We start from the raw sequence: 13739 nt of genomic DNA, 5'->3' as shown, positions 1-13739 counted from the left end.
GAGGAATCGCTGTCTTCGTCTGAATCTGAGTCTTCTGTTGAGTCGCTATCTTCTGTTGAATCTAGCGCAGTTGCTGATTCGCTATCCGCTGTTGAATCTGAATCTTCATCGGAGTCTGAATCTTCTGAGGAATCGCTGTCTTCAGATGAGTCTGAGTCTTCTGTTGAATCGCTGTCTTCTGATGAATCTGAGTCTTCTGTTGAATCGCTATCTTCTTCTGAATCTGAGTCTTCTGAGGAATCGCTATCTTCTGTCGAATCACTCACCTCAGTAGAGTCTTTACCAGCATTGGAGTCTGAGTCATACGTTGAATCACTGTCTTCTGATGAATCGCTATCTTCGCTTGAGTCTGAGTCTTCTGTTGAATCACTGTCTTCGCTTGAATCTGAGTCTTCTGAGGAGTCGCTGTCTTCGGCTGAATCTGAGTCTTCTGAGGAGTCACTGTCTTCTGATGAATCTGAATCTTCTGAGGAGTCGCTATCTTCAGATGAGTCTGAATCTTCGCTTGAATCGCTGTCTTCTGATGAATCTGAGTCTTCTGTGGAATCTGAGTCTTCTGTTGAATCTGAGTCTTCTGTGGAATCTGAGTCTTCTGTCGAATCACTCACCTCAGTAGAGTCTTTACCAGCATTGGAGTCTGAATCATATGTTGAATCCGAATCTTCACTAGAATCGCTATCTTCTGATGAATCTGAGTCTTCTGAGGAGTCGCTGTCTTCTGATGAATCTGAATCTTCATTTGAATCGCTGTCTTCTGATGAATCTGAATCTTCTGTTGAATCGCTATCTTCGCTTGAGTCTGAATCTTCTGTTGAATCGCTGTCTTCTGATGAGTCAGAATCTTCGCTTGAATCGCTATCTTCTGTTGAATCCGAGTCTTCTGTCGAATCACTCACCTCAGTAGAGTCTTTACCAGCATTGGAGTCTGAGTCATACGTTGAATCACTGTCTTCTGTGGAATCGCTATCTTCACTTGAGTCTGAATCTTCTGAGGAATCACTGTCTTCAGCTGAGTCTGAATCCTCTGTGGAATCGCTATCTTCGCTTGAGTCTGAATCCTCTGTGGAATCGCTATCTTCTGATGAGTTTGAATCTTCTGAGGAATCGCTGTCTTCAGCTGAGTCTGAATCCTCTGTGGAATCGCTATCTTCGCTTGAGTCTGAGTCTTCTGTTGAGTCGCTATCTTCGCTTGAGTCTGAGTCTTCTGTTGAGTCGCTATCTTCAGCTGAGTCTGAATCCTCTGTGGAATCGCTATCTTCGGTTGAATCTGAATCTTCAGCTGAATCCGAGTCTTCGGTCGAATCACTCACCTCAGTAGAGTCTTTACCAGCATTGGAGTCTGAATCATATGTTGAATCAGAATCTTCTGTTGAATCTGAGTCTTCACTAGAGTCGCTATCTTCTGATGAATCTGAGTCTTCTGAGGAATCGCTATCTTCACTAGAGTCGCTATCTTCGGATGAGTCTGAATCCTCAGTCGAATCGCTATCTTCTGTTGAATCACTATCTTCAGTAGAATCACTATCCTCCATCGATTCAGAATCCACATCAGAGTCACTATCTTCTGTCGAATCACTATCTTCAATAGCATCACTATCTTCTGTCGAATCTGAAATTTCTTCAGACTGAAGATCTGCATCAGAATCTGAAATTTCATCAGATTCGCTATCATCAGTCGAGTCAACATCATCATACGTGTAGACTACTGTAAACTGTTGTGTCGCTGAGTCAGTTTTCGATGTGCCATTGTTTGTCTTATCAAACGTCAAGCCTGCTGCATTCAACGCAGCAACATTGGCATACTCTGTACCATCAGGACCAACAATATGATAGCGCCAATAACTGTCAGCCGTGCGCTCATCTCCAGAATCACGGTTTAAGTCAGCATCTGTCACACCCATAGCCGGGATTGTTTCATCAGTCACACCTTCAACAAAGTAGTTCGAATCTGTCAATGCATCCGCAGTATTTGTTGGGATTTTACCCGATGGATCATTTGCCGAGATGAGCACGGCATTTTGATAGTCTGGTGTATAAACCACGTTAAAGTTTTGTGTTGTTGCATCGTCTGCATCGTAAGTCGGATTAGCTGCGAGAGCAAGTGCTAATGTCGCATAGCTAACGCCATCAGGACCAGTGACGGTATACGTATAGCCATCGCGTGCAAGCGTTGCATCCGTTGTTGTAAATGTAATAGGGTCACCAGTCAAACCACTTTGCGTTTCTTCAGCTTTTACAGTTGCAGGATCACCAGTAGACGTGATCGTGGCTCCCTGTCCATACAAAACAGTGAAGTGTTGTATACCCGCATCTACACCGTTATTGAGTGTGTTATCAGTATTGTCAAATACTGGGTGAGCAGCTAATGCTGCAGCAAGCGTCGCATAAGTCGTAGAACCTGCGACACCCTCCACCGTGTAGACAACACTATAGCTGCCATTAGCTGCTAAGTCAGTATCGGTCTGCGCGAAAGAAATCGGATCTCCCACATTTCCATCTACTGATTCACTTGTCACACTTGTAGAAGGTGATGTCAATGTCGCACTTTGAGGGTTTGCTAAAACGAGATTAACCGTTTGTTGGGTTGGGTCAGTGTCAGCTGTCCCACCACTGTTGGCATTTGTATCAAAGTTACCTGAAACAGTCGCTGTTTTCTTATCATCGCTCAATGTCACCGTCACACCAGTTGGTAAGCCTGCTTGCGTTGCTGCAAGGTCAAACGTGGCACCTGCAGGCGCTGTAAAGTTTTGTGTAAAGGCCTCACCAGACAAACCGTCAATATTTCCGTTTAAAGTCAAGGCGTTATTATAACCTGAGTTGTTGACAACGACACGCTGTGCGTCTAGTTTTTGGTAAACATATTTGACTGTATCTGTACCTGAGGTATAAGTACCTGTTGTTGCCGCGTTCAAGTCTACTGTTGTCCCGTTGACTTCAACATGGTCAAACACATAGCCACTGAGAGCAGGTGCAGCAGGCACACTATACGTAGCATTCAGATAACCTTTGATGATATTAGTCTGACTCGCTGCTGCTGTGATCGTGGCACCTGTCGTGTCTGTATAAGTCACTGCTGCTGAGTCAGGGTTAGCACCAATCGCATAGATACGAACTGGATCGTCAATATCACCTGTCCCATCAAACGTACCAGAGACAAGTACTGGCTGATCAGTTGCATGGTCTGCATCTGCCGTATAGCCGACAACTGCTGTACCTGCCTGTGTAACACCATACTTAGCCTGATCCGCTGCTGACGTGATAAAGCTATAGGATGTCGGATAGCCACCCGTCACCCCTGGAATCCGCGCGATATTTTGATAGAAAGGATCCGCAAAGTTCAGCGTCATCCCGCCATTGGCATAGACAGGGTCAGTGTTGGCGTCGTTTGAGGCGATGACTTGACCAGTCCACGCATCAACATAGTCGTAGTAAACATCACGTCCTGCACCGACATAGTTGATAGTTAAAGTACTACCTGAGATATTCTGAGTTGACGTACCACTACCATCCATGGCAGTCATCGTAGCTGCTGTAGGTGCTGTACCTGATGGTTTTATGAGTGATGTAAAGGCAAGTGGATTACCTGTCGTACGTGTCAAGCCAGCATTATCGATCTCTAAAACACCTAGGTTTGTGACAACGTTTGGCGCTAATGTTGATGTATTTTGGACTAAAAGAGATTGTGGTGAAATAATCGTAATTTTGTTAGCGGCAGCTGCCATGTTGAATTGATAGGTACTACCAACAAAGGTTGCCGTCAATCCAGAGTGGATCGTTACAGTTGCTGTTCCACCGATATTAATCGCGCCACTAGAGAAACCTGAACCGATAATCGTGTTATTAGTACCAATGCTTACTTGTGCAACAGTATAGGCGTTATTATCACCAATGATGGAGTTAACCCCTGTTGAGTCAATTGTGACCCCATTACCCGTTGTGACTTTTTGCATAGGATTTGCAGAAACCGAGTCATACCAGATACCGTAATTTGAGCTTGGCATCCGAGTTTGTAGGGTTGAGCCATTGCCTAAGACAACTTCAGTATTTTTCCCTGTCCCTTGGGTAGCAGAGGAGATAAAGTAGAAGAATGAATAGGTATTTGTTCCCATACGTTGGAAGGTCCAGTTGGCATTATCTACCATATAGAACGAGCCCATAGTACCTGCTTCCTGCACAGTGTTAACAACACCAGTCCCTGCAAAGTAAACGGCACCGTTCGGATTGTAGAAAAGACGTCCGCCACCGTTGGTAGCTGTTGCAGTACTACCTGTACTTGTCGTCCCACTGTAGTTAACATTGTTGAACTCCATAGTTACTGAACCAGTAGAGCTTGCTGGGAGAACAGGATTTGTTGCAAAGGTAGAGGAGCCTTGAGAGTTAGTGGCCGTTCCTTGTTCAGCAGACTTGATGTTCAAGTCAGTGACCACCATAGTAGCACCACTAGTATCTCCTATGAGGAACTGAACGCCAGATCCTGTTGAGATGGTATGTACCGTGCCAGACGCATCTTTACCATTTAGGACGATATTACCCGTTCTGGCTGCTGTATCAGTTGTCAGACTAAAGTCACCTACGATATTGATCTGAGTGACAGTGTTATCTGCCCATGCTGCCAGAAAGTCAGCCTGTGTTGAGACATCAACGACTTTACCTGATGAATCCGAGATGGCAAACATCGGAACAGAGACATCACTGTTAGGCTCAAGTGCTGCTGGTGTAATTGTTGGTACCTGGTAGAGGTTATCACTGACTTCGAGGGCCTTTACGACGTGCGTCCCACTTTGAGACGTCTGTGTGACAGTATAGCCACCACCTACTAAGATTGCGAGTGCCGTACTCGCATAAAGCCAGGTCTTACCCGACTTCCAAGAGCGGAAATTTGTATTTTTCCGCTCCACATCATGTTTAAATCTTTTCCCCATCCTTATTATTCTCCTTCTATGGCTAGCGTTAAACTGCGTTTAATTTGCTATATTAACATATTACGAAATAAAAACAACTGAAACAAGCTTTCAAAACTGCATTTTTAAATAAAGGAACAGATCTAAAACCATCTTTTAATTTTTCAGTTTCTTTACTTGTTCTTTTTTTTTTTTCTAAAAACAGATACGAATATCGTTTGAGTTGCTATTTTTTTCGTGATAAAATAAAAGAATAATCATTTTTGGGGGATAAAATAAAATGAAATACATGGAACAGTTTAACTATTTGAGAAAAAAGAAAAACCTCAAGCTAACTTACCTCGATCCCGTAGATATGGGCAGATCAAGATTTTATCGACTCATGAGCGGGGAACAACTACCAACGATAGCCGACGTCACAACGCTAGCACTTTTTCTGAATTTCACAGCATTTGAGGGGGTCACAGCGTTTTATGAGCGACCGTCAAAGGCTGACTTACTTGCGCCTGAGCATGATACGACTTATGACATTTGGGATGTAGCAAGCATCTTGGAAATCATACTAACCGCCACAAAAAATCTTCGTGGTCATCCAACCCAAGCAAATCTAGCACAGTCCAAAATGATTTTTGAAAAAATCAAAACAAACCTCGCAACCCAGAAATACTTTCCAACTACGATTGATCTGATAGACCTGATTACTGCTGAGTATGAGCATAAACCTGATGAAGCCGATCATTTCTTAACTGCCATTTACGATCGACTCATCAAACGGGACGCTTGGACAACCTATGAAATCTCCATCATCGCGATTTTAGCGACTTTAAGACGCGTGTCTGACACCTCACTATTTGTCAATCTTTCATCTAACCTAGATGAGTTAATGCAGATTGTGGCCGATGACCATGCGTCGATGTTTTTGATTAACAACCTAAAATATTCACTTTTTATATCTGCTATCTATCGTCGTGATCATATCAATATCAAAAAATTCTATAAAAGTTTACAAAAAGAACGACAATCTCAGCAGGATACCTATCTAGCTTTTCATCAGAAATTCGCTGAAATTCTCTATCTTGAACTACTCGGTCATCCTGAAGATGCTGAGCCTCTCAAAACAGCTTTCTTTAGCGCTGTTGAAGTCATTTTAGACAACCATCTCCTAGATAAGCCTAACAAAACGTCATTTTTGGAGCAGTATCAACATTTTTCTGACTTTACAAACGCTTGGCGAGAAGATGATTGTGATGGCGATAGCTATGCTAATATGCTATATTAAAGACAAAATAGCAGCACCTAAATTAGGTGCTGCTATTTTCATGTCGTATTATCTGCCAAAGCAAAAAAAGCAGTCCGAAGACAACTTTTTATCTATAACTTAAACTTTTTCAGTCACTGCTTCTTTAGCTCTAGTAGCGGCATTTTCAGCTACTTCTTCAGCAGTAGCTTTTGCTTCTTCAGCAGCTTTTTGTGCTGCAGCAATTGCTTCTGGTGAATTTGTCAAGTCAGCAAGCGGTTCAAGATTACGGTAACGTGCCATACCAGTACCAGCTGGGATGATTTTTCCGATGATAACATTTTCTTTCAGGCCAAGCAAATGGTCTTTTTTGCCACGAATGGCTGCATCTGTCAGAACACGTGTTGTTTCTTGGAACGACGCTGCTGATAGGAATGAATTTGTCTCAAGAGAGGCTTTTGTGATTCCCATCAGAACTGGACGAGACGTTGCTGGCACACCACCATCAAAGAGGATTTGTTGGTTGGCTTCTTCAAAGTCAGCAATATCCATGAGCGTACCAGGCAAGAGATCAGTATCTCCAGCATCCATGACGCGCACTTTACGCAACATTTGACGTACCATGACCTCAACGTGCTTGTCGCCGATTTCAACCCCTTGGCTTCTATAAACTTTTTGCACTTCGCCAAGCAGATACGTTTCAACTGAAAGTGTATCACGCACTTGGAGCAAGTGTTTAGGTTGGATAGAACCTTCGGTAAGTGGCGTACCACGGTGGATGAAATCACCCACTTCGACGTGCATGCGCGCTGTGAATGGTACAGCGTAAGTCCGTGTATCCGTGTCACCTTTGACAGTGACTTCTTTCTTACGTGTCGCCGCATCTTCAGTAATCTCAACGACTTCGCCTGTCACCTCAGTGATCACAGCTTCCCCTTTAGGGTTACGCGCTTCAAAGATTTCTTGGATACGTGGCAGCCCTTGCGTGATGTCCTCAGATGATGCCACACCACCCGTGTGGAATGTACGCATTGTAAGCTGAGTCCCTGGTTCACCGATTGATTGGGCAGCGATGGTACCGACTGCTTCGCCCACTTCAACTGCATCGCCAGTTGCCAAGTTGACACCATAACAGTGTTTACATACACCATGACGTGTTTTACATGTAAAGACAGAACGGATGGTCACCTCAGTGATACCAGCTGCAACGATTTGCGCTGCAATGGCTTCAGTAATCAACTCATCTTCTCCGATGATAATCTCACCTGTTTCAGGATTGACCACTGATTTACGGGTATAACGACCATTGAGACGTTCAGACAACGGTTCAACCATTTCTTTACCAGTCGCAATGTCGCTGATGACAAGACCACGGTCACTGCCACAGTCATCTTCACGGATGATCACATCTTGCGCCACGTCAACCAAACGACGTGTCAAATAACCAGAATCGGCTGTTTTCAGAGCGGTATCGGTCATCCCTTTACGCGCACCGTGAGTTGAGAAGAACATTTCCAAAACGGACAGACCTTCACGGAAGTTTGAGATGATTGGCAGTTCCATGATTTTACCATTTGGTGCAGCCATCAAGCCACGCATCCCCGCAAGTTGCGAGAAGTTGGAGATATTACCACGGGCACCAGAGTCCATCATCATAACGATTGGGTTTGACATGTCTTGTGCGTCGATCAGCTTATGTTCAAGCTCTTCTTTGGCACCACGCCAGATGTCCGTAACGTCAGTGTAGCGTTCGTCATCGGTCATCATACCACGGCGGAACTGTTTGGTTACCGCAGCCACATCACTGTGGGCTTTTTCGATAATCAAGTGCTTGTCTTCAACGACTGGGATATCAGCGATACCCACGGTCAGACCAGCCTTAGTTGAGTGGTGGTAGCCAAGGTCTTTCAGGCGGTCAAGCATTTCTGACGTCAGAGTTGTGCGGAAACGTTTGAAGACTTCAGCGATGATATTACCCAGATGTTTTTTCTTGAATGGAGGCACCAAATCAAGATTTTCGATAAAGGCAGTCACATCTTCACCAGGCGCCATAAAGAAACGATCGTCTGTTTGTGATGTCAGGTTATCTTGTGTTGGTTCGTTCAGATATGGAAACTCTTCAGGCATGATTGCATTGAACAAGATTTTCCCGACAGTTGTTGCCATGATGGTATCTTTTTGGCTATCTGTCCAAGGTTTGTTGAGGGATTTTGTTGCGATTCCCACACGTGTGTGCAAGTGAACATAGCCATTACGCCAAGCAAGCTCAGCTTCATTTGCGTCAGCAAAGACCATGCCTTCGCCTTCACGACCAGCTTCTTCCATGGTGATGTAGTAGTTACCCAAGACCATATCTTGAGACGGCGTTACGACTGGCTTACCATCTTTTGGATTGAGGATGTGTTCAGCCGCAAGCATGAGAATACGTGCTTCAGCTTGCGCTTCTTCTGACAAAGGCAAGTGAATGGCCATTTGGTCCCCATCGAAATCGGCATTGTAGGCTTCACACACAAGTGGGTGAAGACGAATGGCACGACCATCAATCAAGACAGGTTCAAATGCTTGAATTCCAAGTCTGTGAAGGGTAGGTGCGCGGTTGAGTAATACCGGGTGTTCTTTGATGACATCTTCCAAAACATCCCAAACGTCTGGATCTTGACGTTCAACTTTGCGTTTTGCCGCACGAATGTTTGGTGCCATGTCACGTTTGACAACTTCGCTCATGACAAATGGTTTGAAGAGCTCGATTGCCATTTCACGTGGCACGCCACATTGGTACATCTTGAGCGTTGGCCCTACAACGATAACGGAACGACCAGAATAGTCAACACGTTTACCAAGCAAGTTTTGACGGAAACGACCTTGTTTCCCTTTGAGCATATGGCTGAGGGATTTGAGCGGACGGTTACCTGGTCCAGTGATTGGACGACCACGACGGCCGTTATCTACCAAGGCATCAACTGCTTCTTGGAGCATCCGTTTTTCATTTTGAACGATGATATTTGGTGCATTAAGCTCCATCAAACGTTTGAGTCGGTTGTTTCTGTTGATGACACGACGGTACAAGTCATTTAAATCACTTGTCGCAAAACGCCCACCGTCGAGCTGTACCATTGGACGCAAGTCCGGCGGAATAACTGGCAAGACGTTTAAGATCATCCATGACAATTCATTGCCTGATTTGTTAAAGGCATCTAAAACATCCAGACGGCGAATCGCTTTGACACGTTTTTGTCCTGTTGCCGTTTGCAATTCTTCTTTGAGTGCTGAGATTTCAGTTGGCAGATCTACGTCGTTTAGCAAATCTTGGATGGCTTCAGCACCCATTTTTGCGACGAATGAACCAAAACCATTTTTTAGCATTTGTTCGCGGTATTCGCGTTCTGTCAAAAGTTGTTTTTTCTCAAGCGCTGTTTCTTTGGGGTCAATGACCACATAGCTTGCAAAATAGATGATTTCTTCAAGCGAACGTGGACTCATGTCCAAGGCCAAGCCCATACGTGACGGGATGCCTTTGAAATACCAGATGTGTGATGTTGGTGCCGCAAGTTCGATATGTCCCATGCGTTCACGACGTACTTTTGCACGTGTGACCTGTACACCACAGGCTTCACAGACTTGGTTTTTATAGAAGACGCCTTTTAGCTTACCACAGCTACATTCCCAGTCTTTTGATGGACCAAAAATGCGTTCATCGAAAAGGCCTTCACGTTCTGGTTTTTGTGTACGATAATTGATTGTTTCAGGTTTTTTGACTTCACCAAAAGACCAAAAACGGATTTTTTGAGGAGATGCAATCCCAATTTGCATACTCTCAAATTTATTTACATCGACCATTTTTTCTCCTGTTTTGAGAAGGTACTCTTTTTATCATAATACGAGTACCTTTTGCGTGTGGTTATCGTTGATTATTGCTCAGATTTTTCAATCGCTGCTTCTTCAACCGCAATCGCTTTTGCGACTTCTGCTTCTTTTTCTTCTAACATCTCAACTGTCACTTCAACCTTATCGTTGTTGTGCAGGTGGATGTCATTGTCATCATCCAGCTCGCGAAGTTCAAGGACATTGTCATCAACGTCGAGCACTTTCATGTCAAGACCGAGTGACTGTAATTCTTTGACTAATACGCGGAATGACTCTGGCAAGCCTGGTGCAGGGATTTTTTCTCCCTTGACAATGGCTTCATAAGCTTTGGTACGGCCTACGACGTCATCTGATTTGTAAGTTAGGATTTCTTGAAGGATATTGGCTGCGCCGTAGGCTTCAAGTGCCCAAACTTCCATTTCCCCGAAACGTTGTCCACCAAACTGCGCTTTACCGCCGAGTGGTTGTTGTGTGACAAGTGAGTAAGGACCAACTGAGCGGGCGTGGAGTTTATCATCGACCATGTGGTGAAGTTTGATCATGTACATGACACCGACTGATACGCGGTTATCAAAGGCTTCACCTGTACGTCCGTCATACAAGACAGTCTTCGCATCGTCAGCCATACCAGCTTCTTTCACGGTGTTCCAGATATCCTCATCACGCGCCCCATCAAAGACTGGTGTTGCGATATGAATACCAAGTGTACGAGCTGCCATACCAAGATGGAGCTCCATAACTTGTCCGATGTTCATCCGAGATGGCACACCGAGTGGGTTTAGCATGATATCAACAGGCGTACCGTCTGGCAAGTACGGCATATCTTCTACTGGCAAGATGCGAGAGACGACCCCTTTATTACCATGGCGACCGGCCATTTTATCCCCAACGTGGATCTTACGTTTTTGAACGATGAAGACACGAACAAGCGTATTAACACCTGTTTGGAGTTCATCTCCATTTTCACGACGGAAGATTTTCACGTCATGGACGATACCATCGGCACCGTGTGGTACACGAAGCGACGTATCACGAACTTCGCGCGCTTTTTCACCGAAAATGGCACGCAACAAACGTTCTTCTGGTGTTGGATCTGTTTCACCTTTCGGTGTGACTTTACCGACGAGAATATCGCCCTCTTTGACTTCAGCTCCAATGCGGATAATCCCGAATTCATCAAGATGACGCATTGCTTCTTCACCAACGTTTGGCAACTCGCGTGTGATTTCTTCAGGGCCAAGCTTTGTATCGCGTGTTTCTGATTCATATTCTTCGATTGCGATAGAGGTATAAACGTCATCTTTAACCAGACGTTCACTCATAATAACAGCATCCTCGAAGTTATAACCTTCCCAAGTCATGTAGGCAACGAGTGGATTTTGACCTAACGCCATTTCCCCACCTTCCATAGAAGGTCCGTTACCAATGATTTCGCCTTTGTCAACTTTATCGCCAACTTGAACAAGCGGACGTTGGTTGTAAGACGTACCTGAGTTAGAACGACGATATTTTGTTACTGTATATTTGTCGAGCTCGCCAGAAGTTCTGCGGATGCGAATCTCTGCTCCATCAACAAACTCAACTGTTCCTTCGTGCTTAGCAAGAATGGCAGCACCTGAATCATGCGCTGCTTGGTGCTCCATACCAGTCCCTACAAACGGTGCATGCGGGTCAATCAATGGTACTGCTTGACGTTGCATGTTGGCACCCATGAGGGCACGGTTGGAGTCATCGTTTTCCAAGAAAGGAATACATGCTGTGGCGACTGCAACTACCTGTTTAGGCGACACATCCATGAAATCCGCTTTTTCAGCTTCAACTTCGATATTGTTACCACGGGTACGCGCCATAACAGTGTCAACTGCAAATTTATTATCTTCAGTCAGCGGTGAGTTTGCTTGCGCTACGATATAGTTATCTTCTTCATCGGCTGTCAGATAATGAATCTCATCGCTGACAATACCTGTTGCATGGTCAATCCGACGGTATGGTGACATGATGAAACCATATTCGTTGATTTTACCAAATGATGACAAGTTATTGATCAGACCGATATTTGGACCTTCGGGTGTTTCGATTGGACACATACGACCATAGTGGGTATAATGCACGTCACGTACTTCATATCCTGCACGGTCACGTGTCAATCCGCCAGGTCCAAGGGCTGACAAACGACGTTTGTGAGACAACTCAGACAGGGGATTATGTTGGTCCATGAACTGTGACAATTGTGAGCTACCAAAGAACTCTTTGATGGCTGCTGTGACAGGACGAATATTGATCAGAGATTGTGGTGTCATGTTTTCATCATCAGCAGAACTCATGCGCTCACGAATGACACGTTCCATACGACTCAAGCCAATACGGACTTGGTTTTGCAGCAATTCACCAACTGAACGAATGCGACGATTTCCCAAGTGGTCAATATCATCGACACGGCCAATACCTTCGTTAAGTCCCAACCAATAGTTGATGTTTGCGATAATATCAGCAGGCGTCAGGTTGCGAATTTCAGCTGGAATTTGACCATTTGAAATGACGCTGACAACTTTTTCTGGATCTTTTGGTGAGTACACTTTGATGACTTGAATGTCAACTGGTTCCGTCAGAACAGCATCGTCTGATGGATAAAGTGTGACCATGTTCAAGCCATTATCAAGCGCTTCTTCGATGCCGTCAAGCACATCACGTGTGAGTTCTGTGTCTTTGTCAACTAGGATTTCCCCAGTTTCAGCACTAACCAATGGTTCAGCAAGCGTTAAGCCAAATAAACGGTTTTTGAGTGCCAGTTTTTTATTGACTTTGTAACGACCAACAGGCGCAAAATCATAGCGGCGTGGGTCAAAGAAACGTGCAGTCAAGAGGCTACGAGAGCTGTCAGCCGTTTTGGGTTCACCAGGGCGCAGGCGGTCATAGATGTCTTTGAGCGCTTCTTCGGTACGTGTGTCACTGGCGTTTTTGTGAATGTCTTTTTCAATGGTTGCGCGCAAAAGCTCGCTATCGCCGAGCAACTCAAAAATGTCGTCGTCAGAACCGAAACCAATCGCACGTAAAATCGTCGTAAATGGTAACTTACGTGTACGGTCAATGCGGACATAACCAATACCTTTGGCATCTGTATCAAGCTCAAACCAAGCACCACGGTTAGGGATGGTTGTGTGGCCATATGATTCTATACCGTTTTTGTCAATTTTTGGATGGAAATAAGTCCCAGGTGAACGTACAAGTTGCGAAACGATGATCCGTTCTGCACCATTGACGATGAAGGTTCCCATTTCAGTCATGAGTGGGAAATCACCAAAGAAAACTTCTTGTGTTTTTAACTCACCAGACTCTTTATTGACCAAACGAAAAGTCACAAATAAAGGCGCAGAATAGTTGGCATCATGTGCACGCGCTTCTTCAATTGTGTATTTTGGTTCTTTCATCTCATAACCGACAAACTCCAAATCCTTTGTCCCTGCAAAATTGTCGATTGGCAACATTTCTTTGAATACATCAGCCAAAGCCTGATCCAAAAATTGTTGATAAGAATCTGTTTGAATTTCGATCAAATTCGGCAAATCAAGTACTTCTTTGATTCGCGAAAAACTGCGTCTTGTACGGTGTTTACCGTATGCTACGTCATGTCCTGCCAAGATTTTCTCCTTGTTTAAGATGTTGTGCCAAAGCGCAACCATCTAAAAATTAAAGTGAACGATGCAATAAATTTTGGTTTGCCGTTATCAGATTCTGAA

The 13739-nt window shown here is 44.6% G+C and carries 4 protein-coding genes; 1 reads left to right on the top strand and 3 read right to left on the bottom strand.

What is annotated here, in order from left to right:
* Positions 1-4922 (bottom strand): KxYKxGKxW signal peptide domain-containing protein (locus Hs20B_RS07535; RefSeq protein WP_172357189.1); only part of this gene is annotated, 4922 nt, incomplete at its 3' end.
* 259 nt (positions 4923-5181) lie between these two features.
* On the opposite strand from Hs20B_RS07535, the gene Hs20B_RS07530 reads away from it, so the two are divergent.
* Positions 5182-6180: a hypothetical protein gene (locus Hs20B_RS07530; RefSeq protein ID WP_172357187.1), complete on the top strand. Its 999-nt coding sequence runs from the start codon at positions 5182-5184 to the stop codon at positions 6178-6180.
* Between the two features lie 99 nt (positions 6181-6279).
* Here the strand turns inward: Hs20B_RS07530 and rpoC are convergent, their stop codons facing one another.
* Positions 6280-9975 carry a DNA-directed RNA polymerase subunit beta' gene (gene rpoC / locus Hs20B_RS07525; protein WP_172357185.1) on the bottom strand — a complete coding sequence of 1232 codons (3696 nt, stop codon included), beginning with the start codon at positions 9973-9975 and terminating at the stop codon, positions 6280-6282.
* A gap of 71 nt (positions 9976-10046) precedes the next feature.
* On the bottom strand, positions 10047-13640 hold the full coding sequence (gene rpoB / locus Hs20B_RS07520) for a DNA-directed RNA polymerase subunit beta (protein WP_172357183.1): 3594 nt from the start codon (positions 13638-13640) through the stop codon (positions 10047-10049).
* Between the last annotated feature and the right edge of the window lie 99 nt (positions 13641-13739).

Source organism: Pseudolactococcus insecticola (assembly GCF_011170065.1).
Taxonomy (GTDB): domain Bacteria; phylum Bacillota; class Bacilli; order Lactobacillales; family Streptococcaceae; genus Pseudolactococcus; species Pseudolactococcus insecticola.
The sequence above is the reverse complement of the archived record's forward strand: the minus strand, read 5'-3'. Positions and strand labels throughout refer to the sequence as shown.

Bases quoted from the DNA above. Each gene is read 5' to 3' on its own strand.
- Hs20B_RS07530 (WP_172357187.1), top strand. From the start codon at position 5,182: ATGAAATACATGGAACAGTTTAACTATTTGAGAAAAAAGAAAAACCTC.
- rpoC (WP_172357185.1), bottom strand. From the start codon at position 9,975: ATGGTCGATGTAAATAAATTTGAGAGTATGCAAATTGGGATTGCATCT.